Origin of the sequence: Nocardiopsis sp. B62 (assembly GCF_018070675.1) — a bacterium.
Classification (GTDB): Bacteria; Actinomycetota; Actinomycetes; order Streptosporangiales; family Streptosporangiaceae; genus Nocardiopsis; species Nocardiopsis prasina.
Map to the genome: position 1 here is coordinate 57,041 of NZ_JAGPXK010000024.1, position 21,656 is coordinate 78,696.

Genomic DNA, 21,656 nt, shown 5'->3' on the forward strand with positions numbered 1-21,656 from the left:
GCCCTCGCCGGGCCCGCCCCGGACCGAACACCGCGGTACCGAAGCGGTACCCAGGCAGTAGTGAGAGGGAGCGCGTATGACCTCCTGGTTCGACCTGTGCGAGGGCTGGACCCTGACGGCGGTGCCCCACGAGGGCTCCGTGCCGGACCCGGCCGCCGCGTTGGGAGGGGTCCCGGCCACCGTGCCGGGCTGTGTCCACACGGACCTCCTCGACCGGGGCCTGATCGAGGACCCCTACCTCGACGACAACGAGGACGGGCTGGGCTGGATCGGCCGGACGGACTGGAGGTACACGCGCACCCTGGAGGGCCTGGACCCGTCGGTGGGGGCCGCCGAACGGGTGGACCTGGTCTGCGAGGGACTGGACACGGTCGCCGAGGTCCGGGTGGGCGGCCGGGAGGTCGGGCGGACCGCCAACATGCACCGCTCGTACCGCTTCGACGTCACCGGGGCGCTGGCCGAGGGCGGCCCGGCCCCCGCCCTGGACGTGGTGTTCGCCTCCCCCTACCGGTACGCCGAGGGCAACCGGGAGCGCATGGGCGCTCTTCCGGGCGCCTACGACGAGCCCTACCAGTACATCCGCAAGATGGCCTGCAACTTCGGCTGGGACTGGGGCCCGACCGTGGTCACCTCCGGGATCTGGCGGCCGATCCGGCTGCACGCGTGGTCCACCGCGCGGCTGGCCTCGGTGCGGCCCCTGGTCTCGGTCTCCGAGGACGCCTCGCTGGGGCGGGTCAGCGCACACGTGGAGGTGGAGCGCACCGGGCCCGGCGCCGACCTTCCCCTCACCCTCACGGCGACGGTCGGCGGCGCCACCACGGCCGTCACGCTCGGGCCGGGGCGGACGGAGGCGGTCCTGGACCTCGTGGTGACCGCCCCCGCGCTCTGGTGGCCGCGCGGCCACGGCGACCAGCCCCTGCACGACCTCGTGGTGGAGCTCTCCGGGGCCGGGCCGCGCACCCCCCTGCTCGACACGTGGCAGCGCCGGATCGGCTTCCGGAACGTGGCCGTGCGCAGTGAGCCCGACCACGAGGGAACGGGCTTCGCCGTCCAGGTCAACGGCCGTGACGTGTTGGTCAGGGGAGCCAACTGGATCCCCGACGACGCCTTCCCGAGCCGGATCGGCCGGGACCGCTACCGGGAGCGGATCGAGCAGGCCCGCGACGCCGGGATCAACCTGCTGCGTGTGTGGGGCGGCGGGATGTACGAGTCCGAGGACTTCTACGAGCTCTGCTCGGAGCGCGGGATCCTCGTCTGGCAGGACTTCCTCTTCGCCTGCGCCGCCTACCCCGAGGACGAGCCGCTGGCCTCCGAGGTCGAGGCGGAGGCGCGCGAGGCGGTCGTTCGGCTGGCCCCGCACGCCAGCCTGGCGGTGTGGTGCGGCAACAACGAGAACATCTGGGGCCACGAGGACTGGGGGTGGAAGGAACGGTTGGACGGCCGTGCGTGGGGCGCCGGGTACTACCTGGACGTGCTGCCCCGCGTGGTGGCCGAACTCGACCCCACGCGCCCCTACTGGCCGGGCAGCCCCTACTCCGAGGGTGAGGGGGTCCACCCCAACGCGCCCGAGCACGGCACCATGCACCTGTGGGACGTGTGGAACCAGGAGGACTACACGGTCTACCGCGACCACCGTCCCCGGTTCGCCGCCGAGTTCGGCTACCAGGCGCCGCCCGCGCACGCCACGCTGCGGGGCGCGGTCACCGACGACCCGCTCACCCCGACCTCCCCGGGCGTGCTGCACCACCAGAAGGCCGAGGACGGCAACGGCAAGCTCGCGCGTGGGCTCGCCGCGCACTTCGGGGACCGGGAGTGGGAGTACGACGACTGGCACTACCTCACGCAGGTCAACCAGGCGCGCGCCCTCACCGTGGGGATCGAGCACTTCCGGTCCACCTGGCCGTACTGCACCGGCACGGTGATGTGGCAGATCAACGACTGCTGGCCGGTCACGTCGTGGGCGGCGGTGGACGGCGCGGGGCGTCGCAAGCCCCTGTGGTACGCGTTGCGGCGCGTGTACGCGGACCGGGTGGCGACGGTCCAGCCCACCCCGGAGGGGCTGGTCGTGGTCCTCGGCAACGACACCGACGAGGAGTGGACCACCGAGGTGACCCTCGCCCGGCGGGACACCGCCACCGGGAGGGCCCTGGCGGCCTCCGCGCACGAGGTGCGGGTGGAGCCGCGCGGTGCGCTGCGCGTACCGGTGCCCTCGGGGCTCGCCGAGCCGGGAGAGCCCGCCCGCGAGGTGCTCACCGTCGACGGCGTGGGAGAGCGGGCGTGGTGGTTCTTCTCCCGCGATCTCGACCTGGAGTACCGAAAGCCGGAATTCGATGTGGAAACACGGGTGGACGGTTCCGATTTGCGGGTGACGGTCCATGCTCGCGTGCTCTTGCGGGATCTGGTCCTGAACGTCGACAGACTCGATCCGGGAGTGAGCGCGGACAGCGCTCTGGTGACACTGCTGCCCGACGAGTCGCACACCTTCACCGTGCTGGGCGGTGCGGCTCTCGATCCGGGGGCCGTGACGCGGCCACCTGTGCTGAGGTGCGTCAACGACACGCTCGTGACCCCTGGGTGATGCGGGTGTGACACTCCGGTGGACACCACAGGGTTCACACGCGTTCCCCGCACGGCCCGTCGGTATTCCTCGACGGGCCGTGCGGGTTGCCACATCGAAACCCCTCGCCACCCGACGTGACTGTGGTACCTTCGAAGAAGATTGTTAGTCGTTGAATTTCGCAGTTGGTGTCTTGCCCGCGGAGTTTGTGACCGGCGGGCGGTTTCTCTTGGAGTCGGCTCGCGGCAATTTTCGGGCGTGTGAGTATGCGTCCGTGTACACCGAGCTGAAGGAGAAAACATGGCTCAGGGAACTGTGAAGTGGTTCAACGGCGAGAAGGGCTTCGGCTTCATCTCCCCCGACGACGGTGGCCCCGACGCCTTCGTTCACTACAGCGCCATCCAGGGTTCGGGCTTCCGTAACCTGGAGGAGAACCAGCGCGTGGAGTTCGAGATCGTCGCTGGCACCCGCGGCCCGCAGGCCGAGAACGTCGTCGCGATCTAAGACCGCATAGACGTAGCGATGTCGCCCCTTGTGGGCGTGAACGTCGCTGAACGCCCCCGGAGAGTTCGTCTCTCCGGGGGCGTTCGCGTGTCCGGGACCCGTCGCCGCGAGTCCGGTGGGGGTTCCGGAGTGAGCCCCGAGGGTCAGCCCGGGCGCACGTGAGGGACCCCGGGGCCGTCAGTGACGGCCCCGGGGTCCCGGTGTGTGTGAGGAGTCCTCCCGAAGGGCTCATGGCCCTCCTGCCGGGGCTCAGGCCTCCAGGACGGCGCGGGTGCGCTCGCGCACCTCGGGGGTGTCCAGGCCCCGCACGGTGACCGTGGTCCGGCGGCGCAGCGCGTCGTCGACGGTCACGGCCCACTCGCGGTCGCGGGCGAACACGACCTGCGCCCAGACGTCCGGCCCGTCCGGGTGGATGCGCTCGCCCAGCTCCGGCTGGTCGCGCACCAGACCGGCGATGTCCAGGGCCAGACTCCCGTAGTGCGACGCCAGGTGCCGAGCCACCAACGGGTCGAGGCGGGCACCCGGATCGCGGTCGATGATCAGGCGCTGGGCGACCGCGTCGGGGCTGGCCAGACCGGGCAGCGGCACGGTCCGCAGCGGGTCGGCCATGTCCTCGGCGAGCGGCACCGCCGACACCTTGCGCAGCTCCTCCAGGACGGTCCGGCCGATGTGCCGGTAGGTCGTCCACTTGCCCCCGGCCACTGAGAGCATGCCGCCTCGCCCCTGGGTGACCACGGTCTCCCGCTTGGCGGAGCTGGTGTCCCCGGGGCCGCCGGGCAGCACGCGCAGCCCCGCGAACGAGTAGGTCATGCGGTCGCGGTCGAGGTAGGAGGCGTCGATACCCAGCGCGGCCTCCCCGAGGATCTGGTCGACGTCGGAGGGGACCACGCCGACCTCGGCCGGGTCGTCCTCGTAGGACTCGTCGGTGGTGCCCAGGAGCAGGTGCCCCTCCCAGGGGATGGCGAACGACACGCGGTACTTGTCCACCGGGATGGTGAGCGCGGCCTTCCACGGGTCTGGGGTGCTCAGCACCAGGTGGGCACCCTTGGAGAGCCGCACACTCGGCGCCGCTGCGGCGTCCTCCATCCGGCGCAGGTGGTCCACCCAGGGGCCGGTGGCGTTGAGGACCAGGCGCGCGTCGATCCCGAAGTCGTCCCCGTTCACCCGGTCGTGCAGGTCGGCGCCGGTCACCCGGCCGCGGGTGGTCCGCAGCCCCCGGACCTCGGCGTGGTTGAGCACCACGGCCCCGGCGTCCACGGCGGCCCGCACGGTCATGACCGCCATGCGGCTGTCGTTCATCTGGTGGTCGCTGTAGGCGGCCACCGACTTGAGCCCCTCGGTGCGCAGCCCCGGCGCCAGTCGCTTGGCCTGGAGCGGGGAGAGCAGGCGGCCCATGCCGTCGCCGAATGCGGAGAGCGCGGAGTAGAGGAAGACGCCCGCGCCCATCTTGGCGGCACCGTGCGGTCCCCCCGAGTAGACGGGGACGAGGAAGGGCCGGTGGTTGACGAGGTGCGGAGCCACGTCGGAGGCGAGGGAACGCCGTTCCTTGTGGTTCTCCGCGACCAGGCGCACGTTGCCGGTCTGGAGGTAGCGCAGGCCGCCGTGCACGAGCTTGGACGAGGCGCTGGAGGTGGCCCCGGCGAAGTCGCCCGCGTCCACCATGGCCACGCGCAGGCCCGCCTGGGTGGCGGTCCAGGCGACGGAGGTGCCGAGGATTCCGCCGCCGATGACGAGGAGGTCGAAGGTGCCCCGGGTGAGTTCCTCGCGCGTGCGCGCTCGGTGGGTTCGGGCGTCACTGCGGTGTGCGCTGGCGGTCATGGCTGGTGCTCCGTCCGTTGGGGAGGGGGGCGTTACCGCACGTACCTGAACGGGCTCCACGTTTCAGGTGGGTGTCGTACACATAATACGACAATGCCGAACGATCCAGCGGATCGGCGCCACGGTTACGGGCATCGAGGCTGGATGGGCAGGGCTGGACTGGGACCTTTTGGGGTTGGTGTGACCCTGGGGGGTCGAGTGGTCGCTGGCTGTCCACTGTGGTTCGGCATTGTCGAACCGGTCCGGGGAGAGTCGGACCAGACACCCGATGCGCGATCCAGCGGCGCGGTCCGCTGCCGGACATGTAGCACCAAGGCGTGACAGGCGAAGTTCGTTCTCCTGGAAGTCTGGAATCCAGGGCCAAGGAAACTGGTTTCCTGATTCCGCAATCGAGATGCGTGTCTGGACTTCGAGTTCCCCGGATTGTCCCGCTTGGGAGGCATCTCCGGTCCTACGATGAACGACATCATGGCCACTAGGTACTCACCCACGATCCGGCGGCGCCGGCTCTCCGCCGAACTGCGGCGGGTGCGGCTCGCCGCCCGCAAGACCAGCGAAGAGGCCGCGGCGGCCGCTGGCCTTTCCAAGTCCACCTACTCCAACATCGAGTCCGGGGTCAAGAAACGCCCCAGCGTTCCGGAGATCAGGGCGATCCTGGACGCCTGTGAGGTCCCCCGGGGCAGAGAGTTCGACGAGATCCTCGACCTGTGCCGACAGTCCCTCGAACGCGGCTGGTGGTCCCGGTACCGCGACGTGCTCGCGGCCCGGTTCGTCGGATTCGAGACCGAGGCGAGGCGCATCACGTCCTGGCAGCCCGTCGTGATCCCGGGGCTCCTCCAGGTCCCGGAGTACATGAGGGTCGCCGCCCAGGCGTGCCTGGCCAATCCCCAGGAGATCCGCCGGGACATCGACGCCCGGATGACCCGCCAGCGCATCCTGGAGGACCAGGACCCTCCCGAGCTGTGCGCGATCTTCGACGAGGGCGCCCTGCTGCGCCTGCACGACCACCCCGAGGTCCGTCGGGCCCAGGTCAAACACATCCTGGAGATGGCCCAGCGGCCCAACGTCACCGTGCAGATGACCCGGGCCGCCAAGCTCAACCCCGGAGCCGGGGGGTCCTGCGTGATCCTGGAGTTCCCCCACGCCATCGACCCCACGGTGGTCTACCTGGAGACCGCCACGGACGGCATCTACCTGGAGGAGCCCGACGAGGTCGCCCGCTACCAGCAGTTGGTCAACCACCTCAGACTGGTGGCGCTGCGGCCCGGGGAGACCCTCGACTACCTGGAGGAGTTCCACCTGGGCCCGTGAGGGTCCCGTGAACGCCGGAGGGCGCCCGGCCGTGGCCGGGCGCCCCCAACGAGCGCTGGTGTGACCCCGGTTCAGGCACCGAAGCCGGTCAGGTGCCAGATCCAGGCACCGATCACACCACCGACGAGGGGGCCGACCACCGGGATCCAGGCGTACCCCCAGTCGGACGGGCCCTTGCCCGGGATGGGCAGGAGCGCGTGCGCGATACGGGGACCGAGGTCACGGGCCGGGTTGATGGCGTACCCGGTCGGGCCACCGAGCGACAGGCCGATCGCCAGCACCAGCAGACCGACCAGCAGCGGAGCCAGTCCGTGCGCGAACAGGGCGGACAGGTCGGCGTCGCCCTTGGTGACCGACCCCTCGTTGCCGCCGATTCCGAGGACGCCCAGCACCAGCATCGCGGTACCGATGATCTCCGTGGTGAGGTTGGCGACCGGGTTGCGCACCCCGGGCGCGGTGCTGAAGACGCCGAGCTTGGCCTCGGGGTCGTCGGTGATCCTCCAGTGCGCGAAGTAGGCCAGGAAGACCAGGCAGGCACCGACGATGGCACCCAGTAGCTGGGAGATGATGTAGCCGGGAACCAGCGCCCACTCGAACTCGCCGATACTGGCCAGACCGAGCGTGACGGCCGGGTTGATGTGGCCGCCGGAGACGGCGCCGACGACGTAGACCGCCATCGCGACCGCCATACCCCAGCCGAACGTCACCACGATCCAGCCCGCTGCGAGGGCCTTGGAACGGGCTAGTGAGACGCCGGCGACGACACCGCCGCCGAGCAGGATCAGGATGGCCGTACCGACGAACTCCGCCAGGTACACCGACATGTTTTCCATGGAGACCTCCGCCCCGTGACGGGGCAGCCGAGATGGATGGGCCGGACACCTCCCGGTGTCCGGGGTCCGCGCCGCGGGCCCCTGGTGACGGGGGCGTCCCGGGAACGCGGTCGTCGCGTGGGTCGGTCACCCGGGGCGGGTCGCTCGCGTGACCGACCCGTTCCCCGCCGACCCGGTGCTACTTGGCGTCCTCGTGCTCCACCCAGTCCAGGGTGCGCTGCACGGCCTTGTTCCAGTTGTGGTACTCGCGGTCCCGGACCGCGGGCTCCATCCGGGGGTTCCACTCGGCGGCCTTGTGCCAGTTGGCGCGCAGGGTCTCGATGTCGGGCCAGTATCCGACCGCCAGCCCGGCGGCGTACGCCGCGCCCAGACAGGTGGTCTCGGCGACCATCGGCCGCACGACCTCGGCGTCGAGCACGTCGGAGAGGATCTGCATGAGCAGGTTGTCCGCGGTCATGCCGCCGTCGACCTTCAGCGTGGTGAGGTCGATCTGGGAGTCGGCGTTCATGGCGTCGACGACCTCGCGGGTCTGCCAGGCCGAGGCCTCCAGGACCGCGCGGGCGATGTGGCCCTTGTTCACGTAGCCGGTCAGACCGGCGATCACGCCCCGGGCGTCGCTGCGCCAGTGCGGGGCGAACAGGCCGGAGAAGGCCGGGACGATGTAGCAGCCGCCGTTGTCGTCGACGGTCCGCGCGAGCGTCTCGATCTCGGGCGCGGAGGAGATCAGGCCCAGGCTGTCGCGGAGCCACTGCACCAGGGAGCCGGTGACCGCGATGGAGCCCTCGAGGGCGTACACGGCGGGTGCGTCGCCGATCTTGTAGCCCAGGGTGGTGAGCAGGCCGTTGTTCGAGGTCACGGGCTCGGTGCCGGTGTTCATCACCAGGAACGTGCCGGTGCCGTAGGTGCCCTTGACGTCACCCGGGTCGAAGCAGGTCTGCCCGAACAGGGCGGCGTGCTGGTCGCCCAGCGAGGAGGCCACGGGGGTGCCCGCCAGGTAGCCGGTGGACTCGCCGTAGACCTCCGAGGAGGAGCGGATCTCCGGCAGCAGGCTGGCCGGGATCTCCATGGCCTCCAGGACCTCGGGGTCCCAGTCGAGGGTGGCCAGGTTCATCAGCATGGTGCGGCTGGCGTTGGTGACGTCGGTGACGTGGCGTCCGGTCAGCTTCCAGATGAGCCAGGTGTCCATGGTGCCGAACAGCAGTTCGCCGCGCTCGGCGCGCTCCCGGACACCGTCCACGTTGTCCAGCAGCCATCGGATCTTGGGGCCGGAGAAGTAGGTGGCGAGGGGGAGGCCGCACTTGGGGCGGAAGCGGTCCTGGCCGCCGTCGGCGCCGAGCTCGCGCACGATGTCGTCGGTGCGGGTGTCCTGCCAGACGATGGCGTTGTAGACCGGTTCGCCGGTCTCCCGGTCCCAGAGCAGGGTGGTCTCACGCTGGTTGGTGATGCCGATGGCGGCGATCTGGTCGGGCGTGATGTCGCTCTTGCGAAGGGACTCCTGGACCACGGCCTCGACGTTGGTCCAGATCTCCAGCGCGTCGTGCTCCACCCAACCGGGCTTCGGGAAGATCTGTCGGTGCTCTCGTTGGTCGACCGAGACGATGCGTCCGTCCCGGTCGAAGAGGATGCAGCGACTCGACGTGGTGCCCTGGTCGATCGCGGCGACGTACTGCTGACTCATCGGTGCTCGCCTTCAGGTGGACGGCTCTGGATTGGGGTGGGAATCGGTGTGATCGGCGGTGCTCACCGAACGATGTACGACATTGACGTATGAATAGGCGATAGTTTCAACCGTTTTTCCTTCCCATGTCAAGGCCGTGTGACGCAATCGTGTTGCGTGGATCACGCGGTCGCGCGGACACTGTCTCAGGACGGGCGCGGACGCGGAAAGCACCACTCCGGGCCCTGACCCAAAGTGGGGCGAAGCGGTGAACGCCATTGGCCCCGCCGTTGCCCGGCGGGGCGTGGGAAGGCGTGTGAAGGCAGGCGGGGGCCCGGCGGCACGCGGGCGGAGGGGATCGGGCGCGAAGCCCGGGGTCAGAGCGTGAGGCCCGACTCAGTAGGGCGTGACGCCCAACTCACGGGAGATGGCCCGGGCGGCGTCGCGCACGTAGGAGACCTGTTCCATGTCGGGTTTGCCGTCCTCACCGCGCAGGCGCTCGACGGCGCCCCGAACCCCGATGGCGCCGACGGTCACCCCCCGGCGGTCGCGGATGGGCGCGGCGATGGACACCTCGCCGTCCACCAGCTCCTCGGCCTCCCAGCCCCAGCCGTTGTCGCGGATCTCCGACAGCTGGGCCTCCAGCGTCGCCATCGACGTCACGGTGTGGCGGGTGAAGGCGGTCAGCTCGACGGGGGAGTCGGTCTCCACGGCGGAGACCTCCTCGGGCACCGCCAGGGGGTCGAAGGCCATCAGGACCTTGCCGAGCGCGCTCGAGTGCAGCGGCAGCAGGGTGCCCACGTCCAGGGTCTGCCGGGAGGAGTCCGGGCGGAAGACGTGGTGGACCACCAGGACCTGGTGCTTGTGCAGGGTGCCGATCCGCACGCTCTCACCGCTGCGCGAGGCCAGGGTGTCGGCCCAGTTCAGGGCGCGGGTGCGGAGTTCGTTCCCGTCCAGGTAGCGGGTGCCCAGGCTGAGCATCCCGCCGCCCAGGCGGTAGCGGCCCGACTCCGGGTCCTGCTCCACGAACCCCACGTGCTGGAGGGTGCGCAGGATGCCCAGGGCGGTGCCCTTGGGCAGTTCCAGGGAGCGGGAGACCTCGGCCAGACTCAGTCCGCGGGCGCCACTGGCCAGGAGCCGGAGGATGGCGGCGGCGCGTTCGATGGACTGGATTCTTCCCGGCATTGCGGTGCTACCACTCTCTAGTACGACAATGTCATACGCCCGATGCTACTACGCGATGTGATGCGCAACACCTGTGGGCGCCCCGGGTTCGCACGTGATCGGCCAAGTCTACCGACGCGGCACCGCGCTGACCTGCGGTCGTCCACATCAGACCGACGCGGCCGCCCTGGTGATCGCCTTCGCCGCGTCCTCGACGTCGCTGTCGGTGATCTCCTGGCGCAGCACCAGCCGCACGCGGGCACCCCCGCCGATCGCCCGGACCCCCTCGGCGGCGATGGCCTCCAGGTACCGTCCGGCCCGACCCTCCGGGGTGGTCAGCAGCACCATGTTGGTCCGGGCCTCGACCGACACCCCCGGCAGGCCCTCCAGCCGCTCGGCGAGCCGGGCCGCGCGCTCGTGGTCCTCGACCAGCCGCTCTCGGTGGTGGCGCAGCGCGTGCAGGGCGCCGGCCGCGATGATCCCCGCCTGACGCATGCCCGCGCCCAGCAGCTTGCGGCCGCGCCGGGCTCGCCGGACCGTGTCGGTGTCACCGACCAGTGCCGAGCCCACCGGGGCGCCCAGGCCCTTGGAGAAGCAGACGGACACGGAGTCGAATCCGGCGGCCACCTCGGCGGGGGAGACCCCAAGGTGGACGGCGGCGTTCCAGAGCCGGGCCCCGTCCAGGTGGGCCCGGAGGCCGTGCGCGTGCGCGAAGTCCGTCACCCGGCGCTGCTCGGCGAGGGGCAGCACCTGCCCCGAGAAGGTGTTCTCCAGCCACACCAGGGCGGGGTCGGCCCGGTGCACGTCGCCGACGCCCGCGATCCACGACTCCAGCAGTTCCTGGCGAGGGAACGGCTCACCCGAGTACAGCCGGGGCAGGACACGGGCGAGCACCGCGGTGGCGCCCTGCTCGTCGCCGATGAGGTGGTGGTGCTCGTGCGCCCACACCTCCTCGCCGCTGCGGGTGGCCACGTACAGGCCGAGCTGGTTGGCCATGTGCCCGGAGGGCACGTACAGCGCGGCCTCCCGGCCGAGCAGCGCGGCGGTCTCCTCCTCCAGCGCGCGCACTGTGGGGTCCTCGCCGAACACGTCGTCACCCACCTCGGCCTCGGCCATCGCCCGGCGCATCGCGGGGGTGGGGTGGGTCAGGGTGTCGGAACGCAGGTCGATCAAGGTTCCTCCTCGGCGTGGGGTGCGCCCACGACGATGTGGGGTGCGCCCACGACGATACTGCGCGGGTCCCCCGGGGCCCGGACCGGGCCGGTTCGGGCCCCTCCGGACGGGCTTGCGCCTCAAGCCGCTTGAGACACCACAGTGGTCCCCATGAACCACGAGGAGCTGTACCCCATCGGAGACGCCGCGCGCCGCAGCGGGCTGAGCGTCAGCGCGGTCCGGTACTACGCGGACGCCGGGGTCGTGCGACCCGCGGGCGTGAACGAGGCCGGGCACCGGATGTACGACGTCGACGCCATCGCCGGGCTGGAACTCGTCCGTACCCTGCGCGAGCTGGACACCGACCTGAGCGAGATCCGGCGGTTGCTCACCGGCGAGGCGACCCTGCACGGTGTGCTCATGACCCACCTGGGGATCGTCGAGCGGCAGGAGCGCACTCTGAGGGCCAGACGGGCGGTGCTCAGGGCCCTGATCAGGCAGGGGGGTGAGACGGCGCGGGCCGACCTGATGCACCGACTGGTGACGATGACCGACGAGGAGCGGGAACGGACCATCGACGACTTCTGGAACGACGTCGCGGAGGGACTCGACGTGCCGGACGGGTTCGTCGACCGGTTGCGCGCGATGCGCCCGGTCCTGCCCGAGGAGCCCACCGCCGCGCAGCTGGAGGCCTGGATCACCCTGGCCGACCTGGTGCGGGACCGGGAGTTCCGCGACGCGGTACGCGCCCACCTCCGGGACACCTACTCGGCGCCCGAGGCACGGACTGTGGCCACCGAGCCGTTCCAGGACTTCATCCACGACAGCGGGGCGCCCCTCCTGGAGGACCTCCTCGCCGCCTACCGTGCTGGAGAGTCCCCCGGGTCCTCACGCGCGCAGTCGGCCGTCACACGCTTCATGGAGGCGGCGGTCGCCCTGTCCGACACCCCGCTCACCCCGGAGGTCCGTGCCCGGATGGCCGACGGGTTCCGCCAGGTCCCCGACCTCCTGCGCCGGATCGCCGAGGAGGACGCCGTCTCCGAGGGGCCCGGCTACGACGACACCCACGGCCGGTACCTGGCCCTGGTGGCCGTCATCAACGGTGTTGCCGAGGACCACGACGAGGACCCGACTCCCTACGTCTGGATCGCGGACGCCATGAGCGCCGCCGTCACCGGCTCCTGACGCCGACGGCTCGGTCGCCCACGGCGAGGGGGCGTTCGGGCGTGCCCGAACGGGTCAGGCCTCCTCCAACAGCGTCAGGTAGGCGTCCGTGTCGTGGTGGGCGTGCAGCCGGTACCAGGCGTCCAGGGCGCGCGGGCTGAGCAGGCCGAGCCGGGCCAGGGCAGCCCGCGCGAACTCGACCGGGGCGCTGGCGCCCGCGGTGACCAGGTCCCCGTCGGTGACGGTCAGCTCCTCCCGGTAGCGGCGACTGCCCGCGTACCCGGTGCCCAGCAGGTAGTCGGGTGCGGAGCTGGTGTGGTCGCGGTGGTCGAGCAGCCCCTCCCTGGCCAGCCCGGCGGTCGCGCCGCCGATCGCCGCCACGGGAATCCCCGCGTCCAGGAGGATGCCCGCCGCTGACGCCAGGGGCGCCAGCGACTCCGGGTCGTCGTCCCAGTCGGGTGAGCCGGGCAGCAGGAGCATCGCGCTGGTGGAGGGCTTGAACTGGGGGAGTGTGAGGTCGGGGAGCACGGTGAGCCCGCCCGCCGTGGTCACCGGGGCCCCGGTGAGCCCCACGGTGACGACAGGGAGGCTGCCGGTTCGGTGCGGACCGATTCCCTCCCGCACCTGCGCGACGGTGTGGCCGTAGTGCCAGTCGGCCATCCGGTCGTAAACGGCGAGGTGCAGAGAGGGGGTGGGCTCAGCGCTCATGGCATGAGGTTGGGGTCTGGGTGGGTGGGGTGTCAATCTCCGCGCACCGTGGACGGCACATCGGCCCCAGAAGTGACCTGATTTATCCGCTGGTGACGCGAAGATGCGGTCCGATGTGCTTCGGGGTTACCTGTCCTGAAGTGCGTCGCACCGGTGAATGTGCGCTGGGTCACACTCACAAAATCGATAGCCGGTGTTCACAGATGCTCACAAATGGTATTACCATTCTCGGAGCCTGGTCCAAGAGCAGGTCAAGGGCGTGTCCCCGCACGGCCAAGCCCCACCGTCCCGTCCACTGGAAGGCTCCGTCGTGGAGAACTTCGAACCCGTCTACGGCACGGGTCCCCTCCTCGGGATCGCGGCGGGCGCCATCGCGCTCCTGCTGTTCCTGATCATCCGCTTCAAGATGCACGCGTTCATCGCGCTGGTCCTGGTCAGTGTGCTCACCGCGCTGGTCGCGGGCATCCCGGTCGACGGGGTGGTCCCCACCCTCCTCGACGGGTTCGGCGGCACCCTCGCCAACGTCGCCCTCCTCGTGGGGCTGGGCGTGATGATCGGCCGCATGCTGGAGGTCACCGGCGGCGCCGCCGTCCTGGCCGGGGCGCTCATCAAGCTGTTCGGTGAGAAGCGCGCCCCGATGGCCCTGGGCGTGGCCTCCCTGCTCTTCGGCTTCCCGATCTTCTTCGACGTCGGCCTCATCGTGATGCTGCCGATCGTCTTCAGCGTGGCCCGCCGCGTGGGCGGCTCGGTGCTGACCTACGCCCTGCCCACCGCCGGTGCCTTCGCGGTCATGCACGCCTTCGTGCCGCCGCACCCCGGCCCCGTCACGGCGGCCGTGGAGATCGGCGCGGACATGGGCCTGACCCTGCTGGTCGGCGTCCTCCTGGCCATCCCCACCTGGTACCTGGCCAGCTACCTGTTCGGCCTGTGGGCCGGGAAGCGCTTCGAGATCCCCGTGCCGGACGACATCATGTCCAACGGCGACGTCACCCACGAGAACCCGCCCCGCCTGGGCACGGTCGTCAGCATCCTGCTGCTGCCGATGCTGCTCATCTTCGCCAACACCGGCACGGCCACCCTCTCCGCCACCGGAGCCGTCCCGGCGGACGCCGTCTGGGTCCAGTCCCTGCGGCTCGTCGGCGAGACGCCCATCGCGCTGCTCATCACCGTGCTCTACGCGATGGTCGTGCTCAGCCAGGGGCGCTTCACCCGCCAGCGGGTCGAGGAGATCGTCGGCGGCGCGCTCGGCCCCGTCTGCGGGATCATCCTCATCACCGGCGCGGGCGGCATGTTCGGCGGCGTCCTGCGCACCAGCGGCATCGGTGACGCCCTCGCCGGAAGCCTGGAGTCCACGGGCATGCCGGTCATCGTCGCTGCGTTCGTCATCGCGCTCGCGCTGCGTGTGGCCCAGGGTTCGGCCACGGTCGCCATCACCACGGCCGCCGGTCTGATCGCCCCGGCCGTGCACGCCACCTCCGGGCTCAGCTCCATCGACCTGGCCCTGATCGTCATCGCGATCGCCTCCGGCGCGACCGCGCTCTCCCACGTCAACGACTCCGGGTTCTGGCTGGTCGGCCGGTTCCTGGGCATGGACGTCAGGACGACGCTCAAGACCTGGACCGTCATGGAGACCCTGATCGGCTTCATCGGCTTCGGGTTCGCCTTCGCCCTGTACCTGGTCCTGTAGGCCCTCAGCGGCCGGGAGCGTCGTCCCTGAGGGCGTCCGCGACCTCGGTGACGATCGACCGCATGGCCGCCTCGGCGACGTCGGGCAGCCCGTCCCGGATGGCCCGCGCCACCGTCATGTGGAGGCGCAGGGCCTCCGGGCGGGGGTTGTGCGGCATCAGGTCGTAGGAGGTCCGTGCGACGAGCACCTCGGTCACCACCTCGGCCAGACCGGAGAGCATCTCGTTGCCGGACAACTCCAGGACGCGACGGTGGAAGGCGATGTCGAGCTCCATGAACGTGGTGAGTTCGCCCGCCTGGCCGGTCAGGGTCATCCTGTCGGCCACCACCTCCAGCTGGGCCCGCTCGTCGGCGGGTCCGCGCTCGGCGGCCAGGGCGGCGGCGCCGGGTTCCACGGCGGCCCGGAGCTCGTTGAGGGAGCGCAGCTGCTCCATGCGGCCGGATCCGGCCAGGCGCCAGCGGATCAACTGGGGGTCGAAGACGCTCCAGTCCCGTTGGGGTCGGACCCGGATACCGGTCCGGGGGCGGCTCAGTACGAGGCCCATGGACTCCAGGACACGGACCGCCTCGCGGGCGACCGTCCGTGACACGCCGAAGTCGCCCTCCAGACCCTGGAGGGTGAAGGCGTGGCCGGGGGCGTACTCTCCGGCGGCGATCGCCGGACCGAGCACCGCCAGCACCCGGTTGTGCAGCGTTCGGTGCTCGGTGGCCATCTCGTCCCTCGGAATCTCCTGCGACGCGGTCGGGGTCACGGAGCAGCCTAGCCGGATTGATTGATATCACTATTGGTGGCGGCGTCGCGCACGGGCGGCGGGCCAAGACTCGGAGAGAGCATGCATTTCGTGTTCATGGGTGTATCTGGCAGCGGGAAGACCAGTGTCGCCGAGCGGATCGCCGCGCGCCTCGAACTGCCCTTCGCGGAGGCTGACGCCTTCCACCCCGAGGCCAACATCACCAAGATGTCGGCAGGGGTACCGCTGACCGACGACGACAGGTGGCCCTGGCTGGCCGAGCTCGCCGAGTGGATCGCCGCGCACGAGGCGCTGGGGGAGTCCACGGTGATGGCCTGCTCCGCGCTCCGGCGCTCCTACCGGGACGTGCTCCGCCGAGGGGCGCCCGGCGTGCACTTCGTCCACATGCACGGCACGGAGGAGGTGATCTGGGAGCGGATCGAGGCCCGCAGGGACCACTTCATGCCGCCCGCGCTCCTGCGCTCCCAGCTGGAGACCCTGGAGCGCCTGGGGCCGGACGAGGAGGGGCTGGAGCTCGACGTGCGCGGCGACCTCACCCAGCTCAGCGCGCAGGCCCTGGAGTACGTGTCGGAGCGGCTGGGCCTCTCCCTGACCTGACCGGACACCGCCGGGAGACGACCACCACATGCGCAGGGGTTTTGCTCCACTTGTGTAGTACGCCCCGGCACGCGAACCTGTTCGTCATGCAAGACACCCAGACGTCCCCCGTAACCTCCGACTCCCGGCCGTTCAGTGTGCTGCCGGCCCCCCGGCAGAGCCTGCTCGCCGCGCGTCGCCCCGGTGTGCGGCCCCCGCAGGACGTTCGGCAGACCTGTGTCCTGATGTTCGTCACCGCCGCCGCGTTCGCCGGGCTGGCCTACCGGGCGTGGGCGACGCTGGACGCTGGCGCGCCCGCGCCGATCGTGCGCGACCTGTGGGTGCAGGTGGTCCTGGCGTCGCTGGTCACCCTGGGCCTGGTGGCGCTGGTGCTGCCCGTGCGTCGCGCCGGATACGTCCTGTGGCGCATGGCGCAGTTCGGCGCGGTGGTCGCCCTCGGCGTGGCCGTCTCCGCGCTCAACACGGCGGCCCGCCTGGCCGACACTCCGATGCTGCTGGTCGCGGTGGTGGTGGCCCTCTTCGCCATCGTCACCAACATCGCCCTGTGGAGCACCAACGTCCGCCGCTGGTGCGAGTCCTAGGAGTTCGCCACGAGGGGGTGTCCCGGCCACTGGTCGGGGCACCCCTTTCCCGTCCGCGCGGTCCGTCGCCGCGTTCGCGGGGCACGTCGCCGGGCACCTGGTCTCCAGGATGAAGGACGGTCCACTCCCGGGTTCGCGGGGGCTCACGATCATGAGGTGCGCTTGAAGAGGGGCGGCGGCCGTCCCCGCGTTCGCGGGCTCACAGGATCCCGAGTTCCGCTCGCGAGTCCAGCCACGGTCCACTCTCGCGTTCGCGGGGGCTCACTGCCCCCGGGGCGGAGCTGGACGATCCGACTGGTCCATCCCCGGGTTGCTGGGCTCATACCTGGCGACCTGGGACGACGTCGGCCGTTGTCCCCGCTCGTCCATGGCTTCGGCACGGTACTGGGACGCCGTGGGCCCGGGGCGCGCGTGGCCCGTGTGGTCACGGGACGCTCACCGCCGGGCCCCTTCCGTCCGGGGGTCCCGCCTCAGGCGCCGCCGCTCAGTCCTCCTCCTCGCCGTCCGCGAGGACGTGCAGGCGGGCCAGGTGCTCGCTGCCGTCCTCCCCGTGACGGTTGACGTAGATCTCGCGGGCCTCGTCCGCGATGTCTCCCACCTCGTCCTCGAACCCGTAGTCGAGGAGGTCGTCCAGCAGGTCGAGCGACCGGTGCAGTGGGTCCCCGTCGTCGGGGTCGGTGGCGGCCTCCTGGGGGGAGTGCTCGGTGACCCGCGTCAGCGCGAGGCCTCGGGCCTCCTCCACCGCGCTCTCCGCTCCGGCCGCGGCACTCAGGCGGATGCGGGTGATGGGGTCCTCGTCGGCGACGAGCATGAGCTGCTCGGCCAGCCAGGTGGTGTCCTGGCCTTCGAGGAACGCGGTGAGCTCCGCGTCGTCTAGGGGAGTGTTCATCCGCAGATCATAGGACGAACCGCATGCCTCCGGCGCCTTGGGGCCCGTTCACGGAACGGAAACAAAAAACGGACATTCGGTAGAGAAAGTCATTCATCCCATGATCGGATAAAGAAAGCGGAATTGTGCTCGGGTGAATACCCATTGTCACGACGCTGGGGCGGGAGGGGCCCCGGGGAAGTTGACGCTCAGTTAAACACATGCGAGCCAAATGCCGATCTATGGATCACGGCACAGATCTGAAACGGTTGTATTAATACCCAGCCGTCTACCTTCCCAGGTGGTCATGGCGCGGTTTAGGGTCCGAATCATCGTTCCGGGCCCCAAACCCCCGTCCCCCATCCCTGAGGTGGACCATGTTCACGAAGTCTTCCCGTAAGCCGCTCGGCCTCCTGGCCGTCGCGGCGTCGCTCACGCTTGTGGCGACCGCCTGTGCGGAGAGTGACCGCGCCGACGGAGGTGGCGACGACTCCCAGCCGTTCGTCTTCGCCTCCGCCGGTGACATCACCGCGCTCGACCCCTTCCTCGCCAGCGACGGTGAGACGTTCCGATACAGCCGCCAGGTCTTCCAGACCCTTCTCGAACACGAATCCGGCGGTTCTGAGATCGTCGGTGGACTGGCCGAATCCTGGGACCAGTCCGATGACGGCACCGTCTGGACCTTCAACCTCCAGCAGGGTGTGAAGTTCCACGACGGCGACGACCTGAACGCCGACGTGGTCTGCGCCAATTTCGACCGCTGGTTCAACCTCTCCGGTGCCTACCAGAGCTCGAACAACTCGTACTACTGGCAGAAGATCTTCGGCGGTTTCGCGGAGAACGACGAGGCCTACGCGGCGCCGGACCCGCGTTTCGTCTCCTGTGACGCCGAGGACGAGTTCACCGCCGTCATCGAGGTCAGCGAGTACTCCTCCCTGTACCCGGGCGGTTTCAGCCTCGCGGCCTTCGGCATCATGAGCCCCACCAGCCTGGAGGCCATGGAGGGCCAGGAGATCACGGGTGAGGAGGGCAACCCCAACCTGCCCGAGTACACCCAGGTGCCGGGGACGGTCGCCGGTACCGGCCCGTTCACCGTCGAGGAGTGGAACCAGGACCAGGGCGAGATCACCCTCAAGCGGTTCGACGACTACTGGGGCGACCCGGCGGGCTTCGAGAACATGATCATCCGGGCCATCCCGGACGAGAACGCCCGCCGTCAGGCCCTGGAAGCGGGCGACATCCACGGCTACGACCTGGTGGCCCCGGCCGACGTCAGCCCGCTCCAGGAAGCCGGGTTCGAGGTCCCCACCCGTGACGTCTTCAACGTCCTCTACCTGGCCTACCAGCAGGACAACGAGGCCCTCGCCGACCTCGAGGTCCGCGAGGCCCTCTCGCACGCGGTGAACCGCCAGCGCATCGTCGACACCATCCTCCCCGAGGGCGGCGAGGTCGCGACGCAGTTCCACCCGGACACCCTCGACGGCTGGTCCCCGGACGTCCGCGAGATCGAGTACGACCCGGAGCTGGCCGCGGAGAAGCTGGCCGACGCGGGCCAGGAGGACCTCGAGATCGAGTTCTGCTACCCGACCGAGGTCACCCGTCCGTACATGCCCGCGCCCAAGGACATCTTCGACGTCATCTCGGAGGACCTCCAGGAGGCCGGTGTCACGGTCGAGGCCAAGAGCTACGAGTGGGCCGAGTACATCAACCAGACCGACAGCGGTAACTGCCCGCTGTACCTGCTCGGCTGGACCGGCGACTACAACGACGCCTACAACTTCGTCGGCACCTGGTTCTCCACCCCCAACAGCGCCTGGGGCATGGACGACGAGGAGCTCTTCGACAAGATGGAGGAAGTGAGCACCAACCCCGACGCCGACGAGCGCATCGCCGGGTACCAGGAGCTCAACGAGATGGTGATGGACGTCCTGCCCGGGCTGCCCATCTCCAGCTCCCCGCCCTCCATCGCGTTCTCCGGGGACGTCAACCCGCCGAACGTGAGCCCCCTGACCCAGGAGAACTTCTCCGAGGCTTCCTGGAAGTAAGGCGCGAGACCCCCTCTCCCTGACCCGGGAGAGGGCCTCCGCCGGGCCCGACCGGTCCTGACCGGTCGGGCCCGCCGCACGGCCACCCCGGCGGTCCGCTGCCCCAAGGCACACCGCGCCGCACCCCCCCGGGCACCCCCCAGAGACCATCCGTCCATCCCGCCACACCCCGGCGGGGGACGCTCCGCGTCCATCGTTCTCACCACTGGCGAAAGGCGGCGCAGGTGCTGCGATTCATCGTCAGGCGACTCCTACAGCTGATCCCGACACTCGGCGGTCTGTCGATCCTGCTGTTCGTCTGGCTCCAACGACTGCCGGGCGGACCCGAGTACGCCCTCCTCCCCGACGACGCGACCGCTGAGCAGCGTGCCGCTCTGCGCCGGTCCCTGGGCCTGGACGAACCCCTCGCGGTTCAGTACCTGACCTTCCTGCGCAACATCCTGCAGGGCGACCTGGGGACCTCCCTCCAGACCAGCCGACCGGTTCTGGACGAGTTCTTCCTCCGCTTCCCCGCGACCTTCGAACTGGCCGTGACCGCGATGATCTTCGCCGTCGCCGTCGGTCTGCCGCTGGGCTACCTCGCCGCCCGCAAGCGCGGCACGGTGCTGGACTTCGCCGCCGTCGGCGGTTCGCTCCTGGGTATCTGCACCCCGGTCTTCTTCCTGGCGTTCATCCTCAAGGTCGTCTTCGCCGAGAACCTGGGCGTGCTCCCCTCCGCCTTCCGGCTCTCACCGGGCCTGAGCCGCACCGACATCACCGGCTTCGTGGTGCTGGACGGCCTCATGACGCGTGAGTGGGACGTGGTCATGGACGCGCTCGCCCACCTGGTCCTGCCGGGGCTGGCCCTGGCCTCCATCCCGCTGGCCGTCATCACGCGCATGACCCGGGCCAGTGTCCTGGAGGTCATGGGCGAGGACTACGTCCGCACCGCCAACGCCAAGGGCCTGCACCGCACCACGGTGCGCACCCGCCACGTGCTGCGCAACGCCCTCCTGCCGGTGGTCACGGCGGTCGGTCTGCTCGCGGGCAGCCTCTTCGCCGGTGCGGTCCTCACCGAGAGCGTCTTCGCCTTCCCGGGTATCGGGTCGTTCGTCTACGGGGCGACACAGACCCGCGACTATCCGGTGCTCACCGGCTTCATCCTCCTCATCGCCACCATGTACGTGTTCATCAACCTCCTGGTCGACATCTCGTACAGCCTCCTCGACCCGAGAGTGCGGGCCCAGTGATGCCTACGACACCGAGTCCGAACCCGTCCGAGGCCCCGGACACCGCCGTGGCCGACGAGAAGGTCCCGTTCCACCAGCGCAAGGCCGACAAGGTCGACCGGCTCGCCGAACTCATGGGCGACCGTGACGCGGGCACCCACGGTGCGGGAGTCTGGCGTGAGGCCTTCCAGCGCATGCGGCGCAGCCCCATGGCGATCACCGGCGCGGTCATCGTCGCCGTGTTCCTCGTCATCGCCCTCTTCTCGCCGCTCATCGCCACGTACAGCCCCACCTCCCAGGCCTGGGGCGGTGAGGTCTTCCCGAACCGCAACGAGTTCGTCGGGCCGCGCGCCGAGAACTGGCTGGGTCTGGACCACCTCGGCCGGGACATGTTCTCCCGCATGGTGATCGGCGCCCGCCAGACCCTCCTGGTCGGCGTGGTCGCCACCCTGGTCGGCTTCCTGTTCGGCGCGCTCCTGGGCGGCCTCGCCGGCGCCTGCTCGGTGCTGGGCGGGCGCTGGGGGCGCCAGGTCGACAACGTGATCATGCGCGTCATCGACATGATGCTGGCCATGCCGACCCTGCTGCTGGCCGTCACCGTCGCCGCCCTGGTCGGGCCCAGCCTCACCACGGTCATGATCGCGGTCGGCATCGCCCAGGTCCCCATCTTCGCCCGCCTGCTGCGCGGCGCGATGATCTCCCAGGGGAACCGCGAGTACGTGCTGGCCGCGCAGGCCCTGGGCGTGCGCAAACGTCGGATCGCCGTCACGCACATCCTGCCCAACTCCATGGGCCCGGTGATCGTGCAGTCCACGCTCACCCTGGCGACGGCCATCATCGACGCGGCCGCCCTGTCCTACCTGGGCCTGGGCAACCCGGACGCGTCCTACCCCGAGTGGGGCACGATGCTGTCCGAGGCCCAGCGGTTCCTGTCCAGCGCACCGTCCCTGGCCGTCTACCCGGCCCTGGGCATCATCATCACCGCGCTCGGCTTCACCCTGCTGGGTGAGGCGCTGCGGGAAGCGCTCGACCCGAAGTTGAGGAAGTGACC

General features: G+C 70.3%; 18 protein-coding genes. 10 read left to right on the top strand and 8 right to left on the bottom strand.

Annotated elements, in window-relative coordinates; genetic code table 11:
- The first annotated feature begins 76 nt into the window (after positions 1 to 76).
- Both KBX21_RS21280 and KBX21_RS21285 read left to right on the top strand, forming a co-directional pair.
- Positions 77 to 2,578, top strand: coding sequence for a glycoside hydrolase family 2 protein (locus KBX21_RS21280; RefSeq protein WP_210843271.1), 2,502 nt, complete (start codon positions 77 to 79; stop codon positions 2,576 to 2,578).
- A gap of 279 nt (positions 2,579 to 2,857) precedes the next feature.
- Positions 2,858 to 3,061 carry a cold-shock protein gene (locus KBX21_RS21285; RefSeq protein ID WP_017581854.1) on the top strand — a complete coding sequence of 68 codons (204 nt, stop codon included), beginning with the start codon at positions 2,858 to 2,860 and terminating at the stop codon, positions 3,059 to 3,061.
- Positions 3,062 to 3,310: 249 nt separating this feature from the next.
- Here KBX21_RS21285 and KBX21_RS21290 read toward each other — a convergent pair whose 3' ends face one another.
- Complete coding sequence (locus tag KBX21_RS21290) at positions 3,311 to 4,879, bottom strand: glycerol-3-phosphate dehydrogenase/oxidase (RefSeq protein WP_049574883.1); 1,569 nt, start codon at positions 4,877 to 4,879, stop codon at positions 3,311 to 3,313.
- Positions 4,880 to 5,335: 456 nt separating this feature from the next.
- Here KBX21_RS21290 and KBX21_RS21295 point away from each other — a divergent pair, with 456 nt between their 5' ends.
- Positions 5,336 to 6,190 carry a helix-turn-helix transcriptional regulator gene (locus KBX21_RS21295; protein WP_049574875.1) on the top strand — a complete coding sequence of 285 codons (855 nt, stop codon included), beginning with the start codon at positions 5,336 to 5,338 and terminating at the stop codon, positions 6,188 to 6,190.
- 71 nt (positions 6,191 to 6,261) lie between these two features.
- On the opposite strand, the gene KBX21_RS21300 is transcribed toward KBX21_RS21295, so the two are convergent.
- The 4 genes from KBX21_RS21300 to KBX21_RS21315 form a co-directional block, all read right to left on the bottom strand.
- Positions 6,262 to 7,023 carry an MIP/aquaporin family protein gene (locus KBX21_RS21300; protein ID WP_210843274.1) on the bottom strand — a complete coding sequence of 254 codons (762 nt, stop codon included), beginning with the start codon at positions 7,021 to 7,023 and terminating at the stop codon, positions 6,262 to 6,264.
- 178 nt (positions 7,024 to 7,201) lie between these two features.
- Entirely contained in the window at positions 7,202 to 8,701 is a 1,500-nt protein-coding gene (gene glpK, locus KBX21_RS21305) for a glycerol kinase GlpK (RefSeq protein WP_049574871.1), read from the bottom strand.
- Positions 8,702 to 9,076: 375 nt separating this feature from the next.
- Positions 9,077 to 9,865 carry an IclR family transcriptional regulator gene (locus KBX21_RS21310; RefSeq protein ID WP_049574869.1) on the bottom strand — a complete coding sequence of 263 codons (789 nt, stop codon included), beginning with the start codon at positions 9,863 to 9,865 and terminating at the stop codon, positions 9,077 to 9,079.
- A gap of 147 nt (positions 9,866 to 10,012) precedes the next feature.
- Positions 10,013 to 11,017 carry a low specificity L-threonine aldolase gene (locus KBX21_RS21315; RefSeq protein WP_210843275.1) on the bottom strand — a complete coding sequence of 335 codons (1,005 nt, stop codon included), beginning with the start codon at positions 11,015 to 11,017 and terminating at the stop codon, positions 10,013 to 10,015.
- A gap of 150 nt (positions 11,018 to 11,167) precedes the next feature.
- Between KBX21_RS21315 and KBX21_RS21320 the strand changes: the two genes are divergently transcribed.
- A complete protein-coding gene (locus KBX21_RS21320; protein ID WP_210843277.1) occupies positions 11,168 to 12,181 on the top strand; it encodes a MerR family transcriptional regulator in 1,014 nt (337 codons plus the stop codon).
- Positions 12,182 to 12,235: 54 nt separating this feature from the next.
- Here KBX21_RS21320 and KBX21_RS21325 read toward each other — a convergent pair whose 3' ends face one another.
- Entirely contained in the window at positions 12,236 to 12,868 is a 633-nt protein-coding gene (locus tag KBX21_RS21325; protein WP_210843280.1) for a DJ-1/PfpI family protein, read from the bottom strand.
- Between the two features lie 310 nt (positions 12,869 to 13,178).
- Between KBX21_RS21325 and KBX21_RS21330 the strand changes: the two genes are divergently transcribed.
- Positions 13,179 to 14,555, top strand: coding sequence for a GntP family permease (locus KBX21_RS21330; protein WP_049574859.1), 1,377 nt, complete (start codon positions 13,179 to 13,181; stop codon positions 14,553 to 14,555).
- 4 nt (positions 14,556 to 14,559) lie between these two features.
- Here the strand turns inward: KBX21_RS21330 and KBX21_RS21335 are convergent, their stop codons facing one another.
- The gene (locus KBX21_RS21335) at positions 14,560 to 15,267 is read right to left on the bottom strand and encodes a FadR/GntR family transcriptional regulator (RefSeq protein WP_049574855.1); all 708 of its coding nucleotides are present in this window, start codon (positions 15,265 to 15,267) and stop codon (positions 14,560 to 14,562) included.
- 120 nt (positions 15,268 to 15,387) lie between these two features.
- Here KBX21_RS21335 and KBX21_RS21340 point away from each other — a divergent pair, with 120 nt between their 5' ends.
- Together KBX21_RS21340 and KBX21_RS21345 are read left to right on the top strand one after the other, a co-directional pair.
- Positions 15,388 to 15,903, top strand: coding sequence for a gluconokinase (locus KBX21_RS21340; RefSeq protein ID WP_049574853.1), 516 nt, complete (start codon positions 15,388 to 15,390; stop codon positions 15,901 to 15,903).
- 86 nt (positions 15,904 to 15,989) lie between these two features.
- The gene (locus tag KBX21_RS21345) at positions 15,990 to 16,484 is read left to right on the top strand and encodes a hypothetical protein (protein WP_234004012.1); all 495 of its coding nucleotides are present in this window, start codon (positions 15,990 to 15,992) and stop codon (positions 16,482 to 16,484) included.
- A gap of 484 nt (positions 16,485 to 16,968) precedes the next feature.
- Here KBX21_RS21345 and KBX21_RS21350 read toward each other — a convergent pair whose 3' ends face one another.
- On the bottom strand, positions 16,969 to 17,373 hold the full coding sequence (locus KBX21_RS21350; protein ID WP_049574848.1) for a hypothetical protein: 405 nt from the start codon (positions 17,371 to 17,373) through the stop codon (positions 16,969 to 16,971).
- A 356-nt stretch (positions 17,374 to 17,729) separates the two neighbouring features.
- On the opposite strand from KBX21_RS21350, the gene KBX21_RS21355 reads away from it, so the two are divergent.
- The 3 genes from KBX21_RS21355 to KBX21_RS21365 all read left to right on the top strand — a co-directional run bounded on the left by KBX21_RS21355 (position 17,730) and on the right by KBX21_RS21365 (position 21,654).
- Positions 17,730 to 19,397 carry an ABC transporter substrate-binding protein gene (locus KBX21_RS21355; protein ID WP_210843282.1) on the top strand — a complete coding sequence of 556 codons (1,668 nt, stop codon included), beginning with the start codon at positions 17,730 to 17,732 and terminating at the stop codon, positions 19,395 to 19,397.
- A gap of 224 nt (positions 19,398 to 19,621) precedes the next feature.
- Complete coding sequence (locus KBX21_RS21360) at positions 19,622 to 20,626, top strand: ABC transporter permease (protein ID WP_017542583.1); 1,005 nt, start codon at positions 19,622 to 19,624, stop codon at positions 20,624 to 20,626.
- Positions 20,626 to 21,654, top strand: a complete 1,029-nt coding sequence (locus KBX21_RS21365; RefSeq protein WP_049574845.1) for an ABC transporter permease — start codon at positions 20,626 to 20,628, stop codon at positions 21,652 to 21,654. Before KBX21_RS21360 ends, KBX21_RS21365 begins: the two co-directional genes overlap by 1 nt.
- The last annotated feature ends 2 nt before the right edge of the window (positions 21,655 to 21,656 follow it).